Genomic DNA, 19,587 nt, shown 5'->3' on the forward strand with positions numbered 1-19,587 from the left:
TGCATAGTTTCGTTTGTACTATATTAATCACACTAAAAAATTACAAATATAGAAAGGATGAGATGAATGACGAGATTGAAGCAAGTTTTTGGTATTATTATTAGTTTTTTTGTTTTTTGGTTCAGTATGCTCGGTGTACAAATGTTTGCTGAGTTTTTAGATATTGAGTCATTGAAGTTTGTTGCAGGAAAATCGGAGGCGGCGCGTACTTTTTATTCTCCGTACCCGTTTTTAATTGTTTTCCTTATTACGTTACTTTCCTTATATTTCTTTGTAATAAAGCTTGGTAGATCTAAAAAAGAGAAATTCCCGGCATTAGAGGAGAAGAACGAAGAATTACGATAAAAAATCCCCCGCTTTCAGCGGGGGGTTTATGTTTAGGTGATGGAAGTGAACGTGCCCCTTCCGCTTTTAGGGGATATATCCAGTTCCAGTGGCCAGCTTCACCTCCTAGGCCCTTGAGTCTAAGAACCTTCCCCACGAGAAGATAAAAAGCATCTTCTGTGAGGAAGAACCTTAGCCACCGGGCCTGGGCAGTCGGTTCCGCTTTTAAATGTATCCAGCTCCAGCGGCTAGAATGGTCGGTGGCTTCGCGCCTTCCTGCGAGGCAAAAAGCGCCTCTACGTCAGGAGCTCCATCCCCCTCTCATTCTGAGCGAGCCGCTTCCGCCTTTAAATGGGCCTCACTAATTCAAATTGTTCTCCTAGTTTTGCGTAGTTGTGTCCTGCTAGGCGGCTTATTGGTTTTAGTTCTTCGGCGTGAATTCGGCCGTTTTCGTATAAGTGTTCAGCGACGTGAAAGCGGACGACGCGGCCGATTAGTAGGTCACAAGCTGGCGAGTCTTCGGTTCCGCCGAGTGGGATAGCGCGTTCTAATATGCACTCCATTCGAATGTTTGCTTCTTTAACCCCTGGTACTGAAATGACATCACTGTCAATCGGTGTTAGTTTTGCTAATTCGATTTCACTTTCATTAGGAGGTAGGTTCGCTGCTGTTTCGTTGATTGCTTCTACGTAAGATTCATCAGAAATATGTACGACAAATTCCCCTTTTTCTATTGCGTTTCTGGAAGTGTCTTTCGGTTTTCCTTCTTTGCGTTGTACTGAAACTGAGATAAGTGGTGGATTGGCAGCGACGATATTGAAATAACTATATGGCGCACCGTTCAATACGCCATCTTTAGTTACAGAAGTAACGAATGCAACAGGACGTGGAATGATACTTCCTGTTAGTAATTTGTAATTATCTTTTTCAGTTTGTTCGTTTGGATTAATGGATAACATGTTGTAATCCCCTTTCTAAATATGAATACTTATTGTTCCTTTACAAGATATCAATGGGAATCTCCTGCTGAAAATAATATTTTTTTGATGATGTAAAAAAAAGAGATTACCTCGATTGTACTGAAGTAATCTCTTTTTTGGTAAATATCTTGAAATAGAGATAAATATTAAAGTAAAACGTAAGCGCCAGGTCCAATTAAAGCTACACCGATAGCGACAGCGATTAACATTAAATTATATTCGAATCCGTTTTGTGTTACCCAGTAACCATTTTTTCCGTGAACTGTGAAAATTGCTACTAACATTGTTCCTACGATAAATAATGAACCAACTACAGTGAAAATACCTGCTGCGAATAAGAAACCACCTAATAGTTCAGTTGCGCCAGCCATAAATGCCATAAATACACCAGGACGTAAGCCGATTGACTCCATCCAGCCGCCAGTTCCCTTTAAGCCGTAACCGCCGAACCAACCAAATAATTTTTGAGCACCATGACCCATGAATGTAATTCCTATAATAAGACGAATAATAAGAAGACCGATATCCATCATTTTAAAAAACCTCCTAAAAGTTATTAACTTACCTTATGTAAGTAATAATAAAATAGTTACTTACTTTAGTCAAGTTAGTTTCAACAAAAATTTGAAAAGAATTTTACAAATTAACAACAAAAAATAAAATGTAGTAAAGACCTCTAGACAAGTAAGTGAAAAAAAGAGAAAATATAAGTAGAAGTTAACTTCTCATTGTTATCCAGACAATCAGAATTGACTGGGATTTTGTGAAGCGCTACAATAAGAGTCTAGTAGTAATGACATGATTTATTTCGAAAGAGTTTTTACAGTATAACATTCGAAGTATGAAGTCTTACGTGTATTTCGATCTTGAATAGAGATTGCCCTATAAACTTTTAGGTAAATTATAAGGAGGACTATCCTATGTTTAAAAAATTATTCGGTTTTGGTTCAAAAACAAATGAAGAAACAATCGTAGCTCCATTAACTGGAGCAGTGAAAAATATTGAAGAAGTACCAGATCCAGTATTCGCTGGTCGTATGATGGGTGACGGTGTTGCGATCGATCCTACTGAAGGTGTAGTTGTATCTCCAGTTGATGGTGAAATCGTACAATTATTCCACACGAAACATGCTATTGGAATTAAAGCGAAAAACGGTACAGAAATTTTAATCCACGTTGGATTAGAAACTGTAAAAATGGAAGGTGAAGGTTTCGAAGCTCACGTTTCTGAAGGACAAGCTGTAAAAGCTGGAGATAAATTAATCTCATTCGACTTAGAATTAATTCGTGAAAAAGCGAAAAGCACAATTACTCCAATCGTTATTACAAACACAGATGCAGCTGAGTCTATTAAGACAACTGTAGGTGTAACAGCTACAAAAGGTTCAACAGAAGTAATGAAAGTTACAATGAAATAATTATTTGATAGAAGGAATCCGTTTCATATGAAATGGATTCCTTATTTTGTTTCGTAGTGTGTTCATTATGTATGGTAAAATATTTTGGGCACTTGGAAATAAGGTTTCATATATGTGGATAAGGCGCATTTTTCTTAGAAAAAATATAAGAGAAATGCGCCTTTCGTATGTTCACATTTCTTTTGTTCTATTCTAATGTACGCTATGATAAAGTGAAACTTTAATCAGTGGAGGGTGTTCATCCCCCGCTGATTATTAGCCTTCACCAATCGGGATAAATGTAGGAAACAGAAAAAAAGGGGTGGGTTTAGATGAAACGGGTGTTATTTGTTTGCACTGGAAATACATGCCGTAGTCCAATGGCTGAGGCTTTGCTTCGTCATTATGGAGAAGGTAAATTTGAAGTGCAATCTGCTGGTGTTTTCGCCTATCCTGGAAGCGATGTGTCGATACATGCAAAGGAAGCTTTAGCTGAAAAAGGAATTGTAATCGATCATGCCGCGCAGCAGGTAAACGATACTTTGGTTGATTGGGCGGATATTGTAGTAACAATGACGGAAAATCATAAGCAAATTGTACTTGGGTATTATCCGAGCGTGGAAAAGAAATTGGATACATTATATGGATTAACTAAGGGTATAAGTAAGGATATTTCAGATCCATTTGGCGGATCGCTTTCTATTTATAAAGAAACGTTAGAAGAGATGGAAAAACTTGTACAAACTTTACTGAAAAAGCATTCAGAAGGTTGATGTTTCGTGTATAATACGATATTGGAGATCACTTTGTTCCATTAAGGTAGCGAGTGTGAAATGAAGATAATTGATTGAAACTTCGGAGGGGTAAAAATGAAAGTAGTAGTAGCATCTGATCACGGCGGTATGAATATCCGTAAAGAACTTGTAAGTTTATTAGAAGAGTTAAATATTGAATATATTGATTTAGGTTGTGAATGTGAAGCTGGTTCTGTTGATTACCCTGATTTTGCGTTTCCAGCAGCAGAAATGGTCGCGAATGGTGAAGTGGATCGTGGTATTTTAGTTTGCGGGACAGGCATTGGTATGTCAATCGCAGCAAACAAAGTAAATGGTATTCGTTGTGCATTAGTTCATGATACTTTCAGTGCGAAAGCGACGAGAGAGCATAATGACACTAACATGTTAGCGATGGGCGAGCGTGTAATTGGAGCTGGTCTAGCGCGTGATATCGCGAAAATTTGGCTAACAACTGACTATGAAGGTGGCCGTCACGAAAACCGAGTAGGAAAAATTAAAACGTACGAAACAAAGTAATAGATTCTAACTATAAGTAGTATGAAATATAATTTGGTGAACCAACCTGTGAAAGGAAGAGGCGTAATGACAGAAATCGTAAAGGTAAGAGAACAGCTACAAATGTCGCTTTCTGATTTCCAAGAACAAGCCACGCTGCAAAGTGGTCAAATTTTTGTAGTGGGGTGTAGCACGAGCGAAGTGCTAGGTGAAAGAATTGGAACATCAGGAACGATGGAAGTGGCAGAGGCGATTTTTTCTGAGTTAAAACAATTTCAAGAGAGAACAGGTATTGAATTGGCGTTTCAATGTTGTGAGCATTTAAATCGTGCTTTAGTAGTTGAGAGAGATGTAGCGATGAAATATCAATTTGAAATTGTAACAGTTACGCCTGTTAGATCAGCAGGTGGTGCATTAGCGACGTATGCGTATCACAATTTTAAAGATCCGGTAGTAATTGAGTTTATTAAAGCAGATGCAGGAATGGATATCGGCGATACATTTATCGGTATGCATTTAAAGCATGTAGCTGTACCGGTTCGTACAAGTGTGAAGGAAATAGGAAGTGCGCATGTAACGATGGCGAAAACACGTGGGAAACTAATAGGTGGAGCACGTGCCGTTTATGCGGCAAATGAAGAAGCTATTCCTTGCCGTTAAACATGAAAAATTATAAAGTCTTATAACAGCTGTATATCGAAAGGTAAAAGGTATGTGGTCTGACTTTATAATAGAAGAAAGAAAAGACCAATTTTGGTCTTTTTTTTTCTTTTATGATATAGAAAGTCATGTTAGAATGTAGTTGAAAACATGAAGGTTCGAAAGAATTACAACCTGAATTTTCGTTTTTTCTGAATAAATGAGAAAAAACTATTGGGAATTGATGTAATTCGTTCAGAAAAGGGGGATTTTGGTGAATCATTTAAAACGTCAAGATGAAAAGGTATTTGCTGCAATTGAGGCAGAACTAGGAAGACAGCGTTCAAAGATTGAGTTAATTGCTTCGGAAAACTTCGTAAGTGAAGCAGTAATGGAGGCGCAAGGTTCTGTTCTAACGAATAAGTATGCTGAAGGATATCCTGGAAAACGTTACTATGGTGGTTGTGAACACGTAGACGTAGTAGAAGATATAGCACGTGATCGCGCGAAAGAAATTTTTGGCGCAGAGCATGTAAATGTTCAACCACATTCTGGTGCACAAGCGAACATGGCAGTATACTTCACGATTTTAGAGCAAGGCGATACAGTACTTGGCATGAATTTATCTCATGGTGGTCACTTAACACACGGAAGCCCTGTTAACTTCAGTGGAGTACAATATAATTTCGTAGAATATGGCGTGGATGCTGAATCTCACCGTATTAATTACGATGATGTATTAGCAAAAGCGAAAGAACATAAACCAAAATTAATCGTTGCAGGTGCAAGTGCATATCCTCGTGTTATCGATTTCAAACGATTCCGTGAGATTGCAGATGAAGTGGGTGCATACTTTATGGTTGATATGGCACATATCGCTGGTTTAGTAGCTGCTGGTTTACATCCAAACCCAGTACCACATGCACATTTCGTTACAACGACAACACATAAAACATTACGTGGTCCACGTGGTGGTATGATTTTATGTGAAGAGCAATTTGCAAAACAAATTGATAAATCAATCTTCCCTGGTATTCAAGGTGGCCCACTTATGCACGTAATTGCTGCAAAAGCTGTTGCATTTGGTGAGACACTACAAGATGAGTTTAAAACATATGCACAACATATCATTAATAATGCGAACCGCTTAGCTGAAGGCCTTCAAAAGGAAGGACTTACACTTGTTTCTGGTGGAACAGACAATCATTTAATCTTAATTGATGTTCGTAACTTGGAAATTACAGGTAAAGTAGCAGAGCACGTATTAGATGAAGTTGGTATTACAGTGAACAAAAATACAATTCCATTTGAAACAGCAAGCCCATTTGTAACAAGCGGCGTACGTATCGGTACAGCAGCTGTAACATCTCGTGGTTTCGGTTTAGAAGAAATGGATGAAATTGCGGCACTTATTGCTTATACATTAAAAAATCATGAGAATGAAGTTGCATTAGAAGAAGCAAGTAAGCGTGTAGAAGCGTTAACGAGCAAATTCTCAATGTATACAGATCTATAATAGATTGAAAAAGACTGCTGAAACGTAATTGTTTTGGCAGTCTTTTTTGTGGACATATATTATTTTTAAAGTATGTATACAAATGATGAATAAATTTTGGCGATATAATGAAGGATACAGCTCCCATAATTGGTAAAGATACTAGATAGATTCATCGCAAAATCATGATTTTGCCAAATTTGCCCTTGAATATTAGTAGCGTTTTCTTTACAATCGTAAATAGTGTAAAGAAGCGTGTAAACGCATGAATATCATCTAAAGGAGAGATTCACATGGGAAAACTGTATGTATTTGATCACCCGTTAATTCAACATAAGATTACATATATTCGCGATAAGAATACAGGTACGAAAGATTTTCGTGAATTAGTGGACGAAGTAGCAAGCTTAATGGCTTTCGAGATTACTCGTGACCTTCCACTTGAAGATATTGAAATTGAAACGCCTGTAAGCAAAGCGACAACAAAAGTGATCGCTGGTAAAAAACTTGGTTTAATTCCGATTTTACGTGCAGGTTTAGGAATGGTTGATGGAATTCTGAAATTAATTCCAGCAGCAAAAGTAGGACACGTTGGTTTATACCGTGACCCTAAAACATTGCAACCGGTAGAATACTATGTGAAACTTCCAACGGATGTAGAAGAGCGTGACTTTATCGTACTAGATCCGATGCTAGCAACAGGTGGTTCTGCGGCTGAAGCAATTAATTCTCTGAAAAAGCGCGGTGCAAAGCAAATTAAATTAATGTGTATCGTAGCTGCTCCAGAAGGAGTAAAAGTAGTGCAGGAAGAGCATCCTGATGTTGATATTTATGTAGCAGCATTAGATGAGAAGTTAAATGACCATGGTTATGTAGTTCCAGGTCTTGGTGATGCTGGTGACCGTTTATTCGGAACGAAGTAAGACAACAGACGAGAGGGGGATTCCCCTCTCGTTTTTTTTTCGCCCTCAGCGCACGGGGGAGGGGGAGATAAATATACAGGGTATATACAACATAAGTTATATACACATCACATATAATATAGAAGTCTTACGTCTCGGGGACACTATATTATGGAAGGAAAGCGCTATATCTTAAAAATATAATAGTGACAAACTTGTGAACATTTTCTTCTATTATAAAGAGAAAACTGTTAGAAATTGCATATCTCTAACCAGTATTTAGAAGGGGAACGTTTTCATTTTTGGGAGGAAATGCCTAATACTCAAATTTTTTGATTTTTTACGATTTCTCGTTGACACTGTTAATACCCTATTGTATGCTAACAACGGGGATAGATGGTAGGGCTTTCAGTGGCAAAAATGCATCTATTCCGTGACGAAAATGTAAACTTTTTATTTTGTATAGAATTTATGCAGAAAAATGAGTTATTATTAACACATCGTGAATGAGGGTTACATATTGGAGGGATGAATCCTTGCAAAAAAACGATCGCAGCCATATAAAAGCGTATGCTTTAATGTCAGGAATACTTGCTCAGTTAGTTGGTTCTATTCTTATCGGAATCTTTGGTGGGCAATGGATTGATAATAAGGTTGGAACGTTTCCGTTGTTTCTTATTATAGGGTTATTACTCGGGTTAGGAACAGGGGTATACGCAATGATTCGACTCATTCAACATTACTATTCGGGAGAGCAATGATGATAGACGTACATGGACTTGTCCAACGACAAAAGAAATATATGTACTACTTGCTTGCGCTTCTAGTGCTAGGATGGGGAATTACCTCTTACAAGGATGTATTTCTTGGGCTGATTATCGGAACGATTTTCAGTTTTCTTAGTTTGCGCATCATTGCACGTAGAACAGACAAGCTATTAGATCGCGTAACAAATGGAGAAAACGTGAAGTTTAAGGCGACAGCGGTAAGTACATATTCAAGATTCGCCACGATTGGGTTATTAATTTTATTTGCAGCCAAATATCAAGAGTTAATTGCGATGTGGGGCTTAGGTGTAGGATTGCTGACAGGATACCTTGTCATGATCATAGATTTTCTTTATTTAGAGTATACGAGCAGGGAAGAGAGGTGAATTACTAGTGGAACACGGTAAATTAGTTGAATTTCTAGGTTTAACGTTCGATTTGTCATCAGTTATGATGGTTACTGTAGCAGCAGTTATTGTTTTCTTAATCGCTGTTATCGGAACTCGCAGCTTAGCGCTTCGCCCAACCGGGATGCAAAATTTCATGGAATGGGTGTTTGACTTCGTGAAAGGGATTATCAATAGTACGATGGATTGGAAAACAGGTGGACGTTTCTTAACGCTTGGCGTTACGCTCATCATGTTTATCATCGTATCGAACTTCCTTGGTTTACCATTCATGTATTCAACAGTTGAGGCTGGCGAACATATTGCATGGTGGAGATCACCAACGTCTGATCCAGCAGTTGCATTAACATTAGCCGTGATGGTAGTTACCCTCACCCATTATTATGGAATTAAGATGAAGGGTACGAAAGAATATGTTAAAGGTTATTTCCAACCTATGAAATTCTTATTCCCATTAAAGGTTATTGAGGAGTTTGCTAACACATTAACGTTAGGTCTTCGTTTATTTGGTAACATTTACGCAGGTGAAATCTTATTAGGATTACTTGCTAAGTTAGGCGGGGCATCATTCTTAGGAGCATTAGGTGCACTTGTACCGATGTTAGCATGGATGGGATTCAGCGTATTCGTTGGTTCAATCCAGTCATTTATTTTCGTAATGTTAACGATGGTTTATATGGCTCATAAAGTAAGCCATGACCATTAATATAATTTAAGTAAGAAAAAATTTATTTTTTTATAATACAAAGGAGGACAAATTAAATGAGTTTAGGTGTAATCGCAGCTGCAATTGCAATTGGTTTATCAGCATTAGGTGCAGGTATTGGTAACGGTCTTATCGTATCACGTACAATCGAAGGTGTTGCTCGTCAACCAGAATTAAAAGGCGCACTTCAAACAATTATGTTCATCGGGGTTGCATTAGTTGAGGCACTTCCAATTATCGGTGTAGTTATTGCTTTCATCGTAATGAACAAATAAGGGAGACTCCCCTTACATAGATGGCGAAGAGTGTTTTTCCGAACTTTCTTCGCCATTGCTTTATGAACGAAACGTATGTCTTTTTTTTTCATATGATCAATTTAGATATTTTGAAGGGAGTGAATCCTTGTGCCAACTTTATTATTAGGGGCTTCCATTCCATTTGGAACGATTGCTTATACATTGTTCATTTTCTTACTTCTATTAGTAATGCTACGCAAATTCGCGTGGGGTCCTTTAATGGGAATTATGAAAGAACGTGAAGAGCATGTTACTAATGAAATCGACGCTGCAGAAAGAAGTAATGCTGAAGCGAAGAAATTAGTAGAAGAACAACGTGAAATGTTAAAACAATCGCGTGTTGAAGCACAAGAGTTAATCGAAAGAGCGAAGAAACAAGCTGTAGATCAAAAGGATGTTATTGTTGCTGCTGCGAAAGAAGAAGCAGAATCAATTAAAACATCTGCTGTACAAGAAATTCAACGCGAAAAAGAGCAAGCGATTGCTGCTTTACAAGAACAAGTTGCTTCTTTATCTGTTCATATTGCTTCTAAAGTAATTGAAAAAGAATTAAAAGAAGAAGATCAAGTGAAGTTAATTCGCGATTATATTAAAGAAGTAGGAGAAGCGCGATGAGCAATGGGATTGTAGCAAAACGTTATGCTGTCGCTCTTTTCAAAATTGCAAAAGAAAAACACGTATTAGAAATGTTTGAAGAGGAATTACGCCTTGTACAAAACGTTTTTACAAAGAACGGAGAACTACATAGCTTTTTAACGCAACCGAACATTTCAAAAGAGCAGAAGAAAACGTTTCTTGCAAACGTATTCGCATCTGTTTCTGAATCTATTTTAAATACGTTATATATTTTAATTGATAACAAGCGTATTGATATCCTACCTGAAATTGCAAATGAATATGTTGTTCTTGCTAATGAAGAACGTAACGTAGCGGATGCAACTGTATATTCTATTCGTCTTCTATCGGAAGAAGAAAAACTTAACATTGCAGAAGCATTTGCAAAAAAAACAGGAAAAGATGCAATTCGCGTGAAAAATGTTGTGGATGAAGATTTACTAGGCGGCATTAAAGTACGTATTGGAAATCGCATTTACGACGGAAGCTTACAAGGAAAATTAGCACGTATTCAGCGTGAATTAATGAAGAATAGATAGGGGTGAAGCACATGAGCATCAGAGCTGAAGAAATTAGCGCACTGATAAAGCAACAAATCGAGAACTATCAGTCTGAAATCGAAGTTAGTGATGTTGGTACAGTTATCCAAGTCGGTGACGGTATTGCGCGTGCTCATGGTCTTGATAACGTTATGGCTGGTGAACTTGTAGAGTTCTCTAATGGCGTTATGGGACTAGCACAAAACTTAGAGGAAAACAACGTAGGTATCATTATTTTAGGACCTTACACAGAAATCCGTGAAGGTGACGAAGTTCGTCGTACTGGTCGCATCATGCAAGTACCAGTAGGAAAAGAACTAATCGGTCGTGTTGTAAACCCATTAGGTCAACCAGTTGATGGTTTAGGCCCAATCAATACAACAAACACTCGTCCAATCGAAAGTCCAGCACCAGGTGTAATGGATCGTAAATCTGTTCATGAGCCACTTCAAACAGGTATTAAAGCGATCGATGCTCTTGTACCAATTGGCCGTGGTCAACGTGAGTTAATCATCGGTGACCGCCAAACAGGTAAAACAGCAGTTGCACTTGATACGATCATTAACCAAAAAGATGAAGATATGATTTGTATCTATGTAGCTATCGGACAAAAAGAATCAACAGTACGTAACGTAGTAGAAACACTACGTAAGCACGGTGCATTAGATTACACAATCGTTGTAACTGCATCAGCTTCTCAACCAGCTCCATTATTATACCTAGCTCCTTACGCTGGTGTAACAATGGGTGAAGAGTTCATGTACAATGGTAAACACGTATTAGTAGTATATGATGACTTATCAAAACAAGCAGCGGCTTACCGTGAGCTTTCATTACTATTACGTCGTCCTCCAGGTCGTGAAGCATATCCAGGGGATGTATTCTACTTACATTCTCGCTTATTAGAGCGTGCAGCAAAATTAAGTGATGCAAGAGGCGGCGGTTCTTTAACTGCACTACCTTTCATCGAAACACAAGCAGGGGACGTATCAGCTTACATCCCAACAAACGTAATTTCTATTACGGATGGACAAATCTTCTTACAATCTGACCTATTCTTCTCTGGCGTACGTCCAGCAATCGATGCGGGTACTTCTGTATCTCGTGTAGGTGGATCAGCTCAGATTAAAGCGATGAGTAAAGTATCAGGTACACTTCGTCTTGACCTTGCATCTTATCGTGAGTTAGAAGCGTTCGCTCAGTTCGGTTCTGACCTTGATAAAGCAACACAAGCGAAATTAAACCGTGGTGCTCGTACAGTTGAGGTATTAAAACAAGGATTACACAAACCGTTACGTGTAGAGAAACAAGTTATCATTCTTTACGCTTTAACACGTGGATTCCTAGATGATATCCCAGTAGTAGATATCACTCGTTTCGAAGAAGAATTCCATGCTTGGTTAGATTCAAATGCAACTGACTTATTAAGCGAAATTCGCACAACTAAGAAACTTGCGGATGACGACAAATTTGCAGCAGCAATTAACGGATTTAAAAAAGTATTCGTAGCTTCTGAATAATAATTAAAAGTGAAGTCGACTGTGGCTTAGCTAGATCATATAAAAGGCATCTCAGCTTTTGAGATTGCTGACGGTTATGTAAAGGAAAAGAGTAGGTGCACCTATTCTTTTCCTTCAATCATGAGCAAGAATATCTTGCAACGTAGATTAGGAAGAGGATTCTTACTAATCGTGCCAACTTCCGGAAAAAAGGTGGTGAAAACCTGTGGCATCTTTACGCGATATAAAAGCGAAGATTAACTCGACAAAGAAAACGAGTCAAATTACGAAAGCGATGGAGATGGTATCTGCATCTAAGTTAAACCGTGCAGAACAAAATGCTAAATCTTTCGTTCCGTATATGGAAAAGATTCAAGAAGTAGTAGCGAGCATTGCGCAAGGAAGTAAAGGGATTAATCATCCAATGCTAAATGCGCGTCCTGTAAAGCGTACAGGGTACATCGTTATTACATCTGATCGCGGACTAGCAGGTGGTTATAACAGTAACGTATTACGTACAGTAAGTAACGTAATTCGTGAACGTCATAATATGGATTCAAACCAATATTCAATTATTGTGCTTGGACGACTAGGACGTGATTATTTAAAACGTCGCGGCTTTAACATCATTGATGAAGTAGTTGGATTATCTGACCACCCATCATTTACTGATATTAAAGATATTGCTTCTCGAGCAATTGCGATGTTCGCAGATGGTGCTTATGATGAGCTGTATATTTACTACAATCATTATGTAAGTAAAATTTCACAAGAAGTAACGGAAAATAAAATTTTACCGCTTACGGATGTGGCGTCTGATAAACCGACGACAGCTTATGAATTCGAACCTTCTGAAGAAGAAATTTTAAAAGTATTATTGCCACAATACGCAGAAAGCTTAGTGTACGGTGCATTACTAGACGGTAAAGCAAGTGAGCACGCGGCGCGTATGACAGCAATGAAGAGTGCTACAGACAACGCAATGGAAGTTATCGATTCACTTACACTTTCATTCAACCGTGCGCGTCAAGCAGCGATTACGCAAGAAATTACGGAAATCGTTGGTGGAGTAGCAGCGTTAGAATAGTATTAAAAAGCGTAGGTGGCTTGCTCAGAAGGGGAGGGCATTGGAACTCCTGACAAAGAGGCGTTCTTTGCCTCGTAGGAAGGGGTGAAATGACCGACCCTTCTAGCCACCGGAGCTAGATTCAATAAAAAGCGGAAGCGGTTCGTCCAGAACAGGAGAGTCGCGTAAGCTATAAACTAATAAAAATTAAAAGCCGACTTCTCTTAGAAAGCTGGCTAATTAAAAGAAAGCTAGGAGGGAACCCGATGAATAAAGGGCGCGTTACGCAAATCATGGGTCCGGTTGTAGACGTTAAGTTTGATGGCGGAAAGCTACCAGAAATCTACAACGCCCTTACGGTAAAACAAAGCAACGAAAACGGAGCAAGCATTAACTTAACATTTGAAGTTGCACTTCATTTAGGTGATGACACAGTTCGTACAGTTGCAATGTCTTCCACAGATGGACTTGTTCGTGGCACAGAAGTAGAAGATACTGGTAAAGCAATCTCTGTACCAGTTGGTGATGTAACACTTGGTCGTGTATTTAACGTATTAGGTGATGCAATTGACTTAGATGGTGATGTTCCTGCGGATGTACGTCGTGATCCAATTCACCGTCAAGCGCCTGCATTCGAAGAGTTATCTACTAAAGTAGAAATTCTTGAAACTGGTATTAAAGTAGTAGACTTACTTGCTCCTTACATTAAGGGTGGTAAGATCGGTCTATTCGGTGGTGCCGGTGTAGGTAAAACAGTATTAATTCAGGAATTAATTAACAACATCGCACAAGAGCACGGTGGTATCTCTGTATTCGCTGGTGTAGGTGAGCGTACTCGTGAAGGTAACGACTTATACCACGAAATGAGCGATTCTGGCGTAATTAAGAAAACTGCGATGGTATTCGGACAAATGAACGAGCCACCTGGAGCACGTCAACGTGTTGCATTAACAGGTTTAACAATGGCTGAACATTTCCGTGATGAGCAAGGACAAGACGTACTATTGTTCATCGATAACATCTTCCGTTTCACGCAAGCGGGTTCTGAAGTATCTGCCCTTCTTGGTCGTATGCCATCTGCGGTAGGTTACCAGCCAACACTTGCAACAGAAATGGGTCAATTACAAGAGCGTATTACATCTACAAATAAAGGATCTATCACGTCTATCCAAGCGGTATACGTACCAGCCGATGACTATACGGATCCAGCACCAGCTACAACGTTCGCTCACTTAGATGCAACAACAAACTTAGAGCGTCGTTTAACACAAATGGGTATTTACCCAGCCGTAGATCCATTAGCATCTACATCTCGTGCGCTTTCTCCAGAAATCGTAGGAGAAGAGCATTATGGAGTAGCTCGTCAAGTACAGCAAACTTTACAGCGTTATAAAGAGCTTCAAGATATCATCGCTATCTTAGGTATGGATGAGTTATCTGAAGAAGATAAGTTAGTTGTACATCGTGCTCGTCGTATTCAATTCTTCTTATCACAAAACTTCCACGTAGCTGAACAGTTTACAGGTCAAAAAGGTTCTTACGTACCTGTAAAAAATACAGTTAGTGGTTTCAAAGAAATTCTAGAAGGAAAATATGATGACCTTCCAGAAGATGCGTTCCGTCTTGTTGGTAGCATTGAAGAAGTTATTGAAAACGCGAAGAAAATGATGGCGTAAGGCCTTAGGAGGGACGAATTATGAAGACATTTCCAGTCAGTATTGTAACTCCTGATGGACCGGTTTACGAAAAAGAAGTAGAAATGGTAAGCGTAAAAGCAGAGAGTGGGGAAATGGGGATCTTACCAGGTCACATTCCAACTGTTGCACCTTTAAAAATTAGTGCGGTTCGTCTGAAAAATGGTGGGCACACTGATTATGTAGCAGTAAGCGGTGGCTTTATCGAAGTTCGTCCAGATAAAGTAACTGTGTTATCATCATCTGCTGAAGAAGCAAACCATATCGATATCCATCGTGCAAATGAATCGAAACGTCGCGCTGAGCAACGTATGCAAGATAAACAAGCGCATGTTGACTTTAGACGTGCAGAAATGGCCTTGCAGCGTGCTGTGAATCGTTTAAACGTTTCTGATATGAAGTAAAAAAATCCGTAAGGGCTCTTGCCTTTACGGATTTTTTGTTATGGATATAAATAAAAAGGGGAAAAAAATGCCTCTCTTTAGGTAGGAGAGAGCATTTAGCCGTCAGAGCCTTTTTTTGCCCGATGCCAAGTGAAAATCAAGAAATAAAAAGAACTGCAGGTTCGTTTTTTGTTATGCATAGATGTGTTTTATTTAAATGTCGAAGCTGAAACTCAATTTAATATATAGAATAAACTGACAAAATTGGTATAATTATATTGTTGTTTGTATAAGTAGAAAATATATAACAATTTATATTTCATAAAGGAGATGAACAAATGATCGGTGAAATGAAACGAGAAGCATTGTACTCTTTAAAGGGAAAATGGGGACTAGGTGTTGGATCAACGATTTTACATATTATTTTAAGTTATGTTGTTTCAATGGCTGCAATGCTTATACTTTTAATTCCAGGAATTATTATATTTTTCGTAGTTGTTGGTTTAGCTGGTTCAATTGAAGAGGAAGCAATATCAGTCGGGGCAGGTATTACATTTGGAATTTTTTATTGCATAATGATCATTTTGAGTAATGCATCTTATGGTATTACATCATACGGTTATACGAATGTGTTGCTACAAATTAGTAAACGAGAAGATGCTAGAGTAGATTATTTATTTGAAGGATTTCGTGGCTTTAAAAGAATGATGAAAACAATGTGGGCTATGCTTGCGATTTTGTTATATACAGGTACGTGGATTCCGATGTTGTTACTAGGTGTATTCGCGTTTTTTGGTGAGGAAGGGAATGTATCGTTAACAATCGCTTTCTTTGTACTATTAGCTATTTCGATTGTTGTAATGATTGTGATGTATTTTTCTTATGCGATGACGTATTATGTTATGGTTGAAAATCCAGATTATAGCGTTTCACAGGCGATGAAAGAAAGTAAGAACTTTATGAAGGGGCATAAACTAGATTTATTTCTTTTATGGCTTAGCTTCATAGGATGGGCTATTTTAGCAATTCTTACTCTTGGAATAGGATTTCTTTGGCTTAGTCCATATGTAGGTACAACGACAGCGCATTTTTATCGCTATATTGCAAAAGGTGAATTGCAGTAGGGACGTGCTATACTAATAGAATTATTACGTATAGGAGGTTAAGTATGATTAGTGATTTAAAAGGAGAAGCGCTAGATTCACTGGAAGGAAAATGGGGCTTAGCTGTTGGGGCAACATTACTTATTTCGATTCTTACTTCAGCTTTTAGTTTTAGTATTCAGTTCCTTCTCTCTCAGGTTTGGGAGTGGAAAGAAGTGAATAGCTCACTTTCAATAGAGGTTATTACAATATTGCTGGTGGGGCCTTTAACGCTGGGGGGTTATTGTTTAGCGCTGCATATAATTCGTGAAAAAGAAGCGCGTATTGGGCATATATTTAGATGGTTTACAGAAGGAAGTAAGTTTATAAAGTCATTTTTATTATATATAGTAGTGAACATTTATATTTTCTTATGGTGTTTACTATTTATTATTCCAGGCATTATTAAATCATTTTCTTATGCGATGACGTATTTTATTATAAATGATCATCCTGAGTATTCAATAAATCAAGCTATTACAGAAAGTCGTCGTATGATGGCTGGACATAAGATGGAGTATTTCATTTTATGTTTAAGTTTTATTGGCTGGTTTATATTAAGTTGTATTACATTAGGGATTGGATTTTTATGGTTGATTCCATATTTTTATACAACGACAGCAGCTTTTTACGAAGAGATTGCAGAAGAATATTACGAAAAAAGAATTCCGACACTTTAAAAAACACCCAGTGTGAACTATTGGTTCATACTGGGTGTTTTTTGTAGGAATTTTATAAACTGTTTACTTGTTAGAGGTTTACTGAAATAGTAACCTTGCATGTATTTACAGTTGTTTTTTTGCAGAAACTTAAGTTGTTTTTCTGTTTCAATTCCTTCAGCAACGACAGAGAGATTTAAAGTATTTGCAAGGGAAAGGATAGTGGAGACGATGGCCCTTTCTTCAGGCCGATGATCGGCTAGTTGTGTAAATTCTTTTGGTACTTTTAATGTATCGATAGGGAAAATTGATAAATAAGCAAGAGAAGAGTAGCCGGTACCGAAGTCATCAATGGACGTTTGAATACCATATTCTTTTAATTGCTTTAGTCTCGATAATGTTTCTTTTTCATCAATCATCGCAATTCGTTCTGTTAGTTCAAGTGTTACATCTTTCGGGTCAATTTTAACGTCCTTTAGTATTTGTGAAATATTTTCGATTAATTGATTTTGTTGAAATTCTTTCGCTGATAAATTGACACTCATTTTTAAGTTTGTGTATCCAAAACTTTGCCATATTTTTAGTTGACGACAAGACTCTCGTAGCACCCAATGCCCAAGTGGGATGACCTGCGGAGTCTCTTCCACAATTGGAATGAACTCACATGGTGAAATGTCACCTAATAGTGGATGTTTCCAACGGATTAAAGCTTCGGCACCGATGATTTTATTCGTTGTAATGTCAACTTGTGGTTGATAGACGAGAAAGAATTCTTTATTTACTAAAGCAAGTGGTAAATCTTTTTCAATTCGAGCTTTTCGCTCCATTTTTTTATATAACTCTTTCGTATAAAGTGAGCTACCATTCTTTCCTTTATTTTTGGTTTCGTACATGGCCATATCAGCATGTTGTAAAATAGATAACGGATCTTCGCCTGCTTCTGGGTATATTGCAATCCCGATACTTGGCGAGATTTGTAAATGTTGATTTTCAATTTCGAATGGCTCATTCATAGATAGTACAATCATATCAGCTATTTTTTGTACATCTCTATCTTCTTTATAATCTTCTATAAGAATTGTGAACTCATCCCCAGCTAACCGAGCAAGTTTCATATTTGACGTCGATATTCGTTCTAGTCTTTTTGCTACAGCAATTAAAAGAAGATCTCCTACCCGGTGACCGAGAGTATCGTTAATAACTTTAAAACGGTCTAAATCGAGAAACATAACAGCAAAAGGTCTTTTCGATAGTTTTGCTCGTACAATTGCTTGTTCTAACTGCAGATGAAATGAACGGCGATTTGCAAGTTCCGTTAAAGTATCATGATATGCTAGGAAATTAATTTGCTCTTGTTGCTGCTTGCTTTCTGTAATATCTTTAATCATTAAATAGGCCCCAGAAATATGTTCCTTTAAAAAGATGGGAACAGCTGTAACATGTAAGTAGTAAATATCTCTATTTTTATGATATGCCCGTATTTCTAAAGAAATAGATTTCCCTTTTTTCACGTGATGAAAGGCAGTAATGATTTCTTCTAAATCTTCTTCATACATAAGTGAATAGTATGGTTGGTTTAATAATTCATTCGTTTGATAACCGAGTAAAGTAGTTCCAGCGTTGTTCACATTGAGAAAATTACCGTACAAATCTAATGTGAAAATTGGATCTGGATGATGCTCGTATAAAGATTTAAACATTTGTTGGTTATGATATAACTCATTTTTTTGTTCTACTAAATCTTCTGTACGTAGTTCGATTTGTTTCTCGAGTTCTAAGCTGAATTGCATTTGTGCTAGCAATAATATTTTATTTTGTCTTCGAACTAACATATGGCGTATGAGAACGAAGGCGAAAGTTACCATAAGTCCAATTACTACGATAGGTGCAAAAACATTTTCGACCAATATAAAAACAATAAGCATCACGACAGAAATATACGGTAATGATAATCGGATGGATTCACCAAATTGAGGCGTTAGTAATATTTGTTCTTGTTTTTCGGGCTCTTTTGTGTGAAGTATACAAGCGATTGCTACCAATAATAAGGTTACTTGATAGAATGGAGCAACTGTGAACATAGAGTGCTCAGGCTGGAAGTATTTTATATAAGCATAAATAGAATCCGTAGTAGCATACAAAATTAAAGCACTGCCAAGAAGAGCACCAACTTGCTTTGGTAGTAAGGATAATGGTCTGAATAAAAGGTTGATTCCTATTAAAAGAAAGAGTAGATCAGCCATTGGATATGTGAGTTGAACAAACATGTCGATATATGATGTTGTAAAAATATGAATGGTTCTTTCAATAAGTAAATAGTAGCTTAAAGTAAATTGAGCAGTAACAATAATACAAATATCACATATCGTAAAAAGCTGTTCCAATAAATCTCGGCCATAAATAATTTCATATAGAAAGGCAAATGCAAAGCTAATTAAAAATAATAAGTAAAAAAAGTCTGATGGATCAACGAATGTATAGTAGTCATGCAGAATTAAGCGTTGATAAGCAACTACTATATCGCCGATGAAATAAGAGAAGGATCCGATAGTTAATGTTATCCAAAACAAACGAGATAACCCTTGTTTTATATTTGAAAAATAAAATATATAACTGCAAATTGTAATATCAATTAATATGGTACTTATTCCAGTTAATATTTGAAATGGGAGTGCGTATTCATATAAAAAGGACATTGATACGTAATGAATAGCTATATACAACAATGAAATGCTTATAAGAATACTTACATGTGTTTGTTTTTTCATTTATATCACCCACTGTA

Annotated in this window: 23 protein-coding genes; 20 read left to right on the top strand and 3 right to left on the bottom strand. The window is 37.5% G+C overall.

Annotation, left to right across the window (positions count from 1 at the left end):
* The first annotated feature begins 66 nt into the window (after positions 1 to 66).
* Positions 67 to 345 carry a DUF3935 domain-containing protein gene (locus tag MKX66_RS20705; protein WP_002034899.1) on the top strand — a complete coding sequence of 93 codons (279 nt, stop codon included), beginning with the start codon at positions 67 to 69 and terminating at the stop codon, positions 343 to 345.
* A gap of 326 nt (positions 346 to 671) precedes the next feature.
* Here MKX66_RS20705 and MKX66_RS20710 read toward each other — a convergent pair whose 3' ends face one another.
* Together MKX66_RS20710 and MKX66_RS20715 are read right to left on the bottom strand one after the other, a co-directional pair.
* Complete coding sequence (locus MKX66_RS20710) at positions 672 to 1,283, bottom strand: flavin reductase family protein (RefSeq protein WP_002034901.1); 612 nt, start codon at positions 1,281 to 1,283, stop codon at positions 672 to 674.
* A 167-nt stretch (positions 1,284 to 1,450) separates the two neighbouring features.
* Positions 1,451 to 1,837 carry a DoxX family protein gene (locus MKX66_RS20715; protein WP_002068579.1) on the bottom strand — a complete coding sequence of 129 codons (387 nt, stop codon included), beginning with the start codon at positions 1,835 to 1,837 and terminating at the stop codon, positions 1,451 to 1,453.
* 387 nt (positions 1,838 to 2,224) lie between these two features.
* Between MKX66_RS20715 and MKX66_RS20720 the strand changes: the two genes are divergently transcribed.
* The 19 genes from MKX66_RS20720 to MKX66_RS20810 all read left to right on the top strand — a co-directional run bounded on the left by MKX66_RS20720 (position 2,225) and on the right by MKX66_RS20810 (position 16,823).
* Complete coding sequence (locus MKX66_RS20720) at positions 2,225 to 2,722, top strand: PTS sugar transporter subunit IIA (protein WP_002016294.1); 498 nt, start codon at positions 2,225 to 2,227, stop codon at positions 2,720 to 2,722.
* A 311-nt stretch (positions 2,723 to 3,033) separates the two neighbouring features.
* Entirely contained in the window at positions 3,034 to 3,474 is a 441-nt protein-coding gene (locus tag MKX66_RS20725) for a low molecular weight protein arginine phosphatase (RefSeq protein WP_002143871.1), read from the top strand.
* Between the two features lie 96 nt (positions 3,475 to 3,570).
* Positions 3,571 to 4,014 carry a ribose 5-phosphate isomerase B gene (gene rpiB, locus MKX66_RS20730; RefSeq protein WP_000869917.1) on the top strand — a complete coding sequence of 148 codons (444 nt, stop codon included), beginning with the start codon at positions 3,571 to 3,573 and terminating at the stop codon, positions 4,012 to 4,014.
* Between the two features lie 66 nt (positions 4,015 to 4,080).
* Positions 4,081 to 4,653 (top strand): TIGR01440 family protein, encoded by a 573-nt coding sequence (locus tag MKX66_RS20735; RefSeq protein WP_002130064.1) that lies wholly within the window; start codon positions 4,081 to 4,083, stop codon positions 4,651 to 4,653.
* Positions 4,654 to 4,906: 253 nt separating this feature from the next.
* Positions 4,907 to 6,148: a serine hydroxymethyltransferase gene (gene glyA, locus MKX66_RS20740; RefSeq protein WP_002143868.1), complete on the top strand. Its 1,242-nt coding sequence runs from the start codon at positions 4,907 to 4,909 to the stop codon at positions 6,146 to 6,148.
* A gap of 272 nt (positions 6,149 to 6,420) precedes the next feature.
* Complete coding sequence (gene upp, locus MKX66_RS20745) at positions 6,421 to 7,050, top strand: uracil phosphoribosyltransferase (RefSeq protein WP_000517533.1); 630 nt, start codon at positions 6,421 to 6,423, stop codon at positions 7,048 to 7,050.
* A gap of 375 nt (positions 7,051 to 7,425) precedes the next feature.
* Complete coding sequence (locus MKX66_RS20750; RefSeq protein WP_341087001.1) at positions 7,426 to 7,539, top strand: DUF4024 domain-containing protein; 114 nt, start codon at positions 7,426 to 7,428, stop codon at positions 7,537 to 7,539.
* 26 nt (positions 7,540 to 7,565) lie between these two features.
* Complete coding sequence (locus MKX66_RS20755; protein WP_002089742.1) at positions 7,566 to 7,790, top strand: AtpZ/AtpI family protein; 225 nt, start codon at positions 7,566 to 7,568, stop codon at positions 7,788 to 7,790.
* Positions 7,790 to 8,182, top strand: coding sequence for an ATP synthase subunit I (locus MKX66_RS20760; RefSeq protein WP_002016288.1), 393 nt, complete (start codon positions 7,790 to 7,792; stop codon positions 8,180 to 8,182). The genes MKX66_RS20755 and MKX66_RS20760 overlap by 1 nt, the downstream gene beginning before the upstream one ends.
* Positions 8,183 to 8,189: 7 nt before the next feature.
* Complete coding sequence (gene atpB / locus MKX66_RS20765) at positions 8,190 to 8,909, top strand: F0F1 ATP synthase subunit A (RefSeq protein WP_000399874.1); 720 nt, start codon at positions 8,190 to 8,192, stop codon at positions 8,907 to 8,909.
* A 56-nt stretch (positions 8,910 to 8,965) separates the two neighbouring features.
* A complete protein-coding gene (gene atpE, locus MKX66_RS20770) occupies positions 8,966 to 9,184 on the top strand; it encodes a F0F1 ATP synthase subunit C (protein WP_000052064.1) in 219 nt (72 codons plus the stop codon).
* A gap of 129 nt (positions 9,185 to 9,313) precedes the next feature.
* Positions 9,314 to 9,820, top strand: a complete 507-nt coding sequence (atpF, locus tag MKX66_RS20775; protein WP_002016287.1) for a F0F1 ATP synthase subunit B — start codon at positions 9,314 to 9,316, stop codon at positions 9,818 to 9,820.
* Positions 9,817 to 10,359 (top strand): F0F1 ATP synthase subunit delta, encoded by a 543-nt coding sequence (gene atpH / locus MKX66_RS20780; protein WP_002130060.1) that lies wholly within the window; start codon positions 9,817 to 9,819, stop codon positions 10,357 to 10,359. Before atpF ends, atpH begins: the two co-directional genes overlap by 4 nt.
* Before the next feature lie 11 nt (positions 10,360 to 10,370).
* The gene (atpA, locus tag MKX66_RS20785; protein WP_002016284.1) at positions 10,371 to 11,879 is read left to right on the top strand and encodes a F0F1 ATP synthase subunit alpha; all 1,509 of its coding nucleotides are present in this window, start codon (positions 10,371 to 10,373) and stop codon (positions 11,877 to 11,879) included.
* Positions 11,880 to 12,084: 205 nt separating this feature from the next.
* Positions 12,085 to 12,945: a F0F1 ATP synthase subunit gamma gene (gene atpG, locus MKX66_RS20790; RefSeq protein WP_002016283.1), complete on the top strand. Its 861-nt coding sequence runs from the start codon at positions 12,085 to 12,087 to the stop codon at positions 12,943 to 12,945.
* A gap of 245 nt (positions 12,946 to 13,190) precedes the next feature.
* Positions 13,191 to 14,600: a F0F1 ATP synthase subunit beta gene (gene atpD, locus MKX66_RS20795; protein ID WP_002016281.1), complete on the top strand. Its 1,410-nt coding sequence runs from the start codon at positions 13,191 to 13,193 to the stop codon at positions 14,598 to 14,600.
* Positions 14,601 to 14,620: 20 nt separating this feature from the next.
* Positions 14,621 to 15,022, top strand: a complete 402-nt coding sequence (atpC, locus tag MKX66_RS20800) for a F0F1 ATP synthase subunit epsilon (RefSeq protein ID WP_002016279.1) — start codon at positions 14,621 to 14,623, stop codon at positions 15,020 to 15,022.
* 317 nt (positions 15,023 to 15,339) lie between these two features.
* Positions 15,340 to 16,125 (top strand): DUF975 family protein, encoded by a 786-nt coding sequence (locus MKX66_RS20805; protein WP_326996698.1) that lies wholly within the window; start codon positions 15,340 to 15,342, stop codon positions 16,123 to 16,125.
* Between the two features lie 44 nt (positions 16,126 to 16,169).
* Entirely contained in the window at positions 16,170 to 16,823 is a 654-nt protein-coding gene (locus MKX66_RS20810) for a DUF975 family protein (RefSeq protein WP_061688678.1), read from the top strand.
* A gap of 17 nt (positions 16,824 to 16,840) precedes the next feature.
* Here the strand turns inward: MKX66_RS20810 and MKX66_RS20815 are convergent, their stop codons facing one another.
* Positions 16,841 to 19,570 carry an EAL domain-containing protein gene (locus tag MKX66_RS20815; protein WP_215560116.1) on the bottom strand — a complete coding sequence of 910 codons (2,730 nt, stop codon included), beginning with the start codon at positions 19,568 to 19,570 and terminating at the stop codon, positions 16,841 to 16,843.
* Between the last annotated feature and the right edge of the window lie 17 nt (positions 19,571 to 19,587).

It is taken from the genome of Bacillus sp. FSL R9-9530, from assembly GCF_038008145.1.
Lineage (GTDB): Bacteria > Bacillota > Bacilli > Bacillales > Bacillaceae_G > Bacillus_A > Bacillus_A mycoides.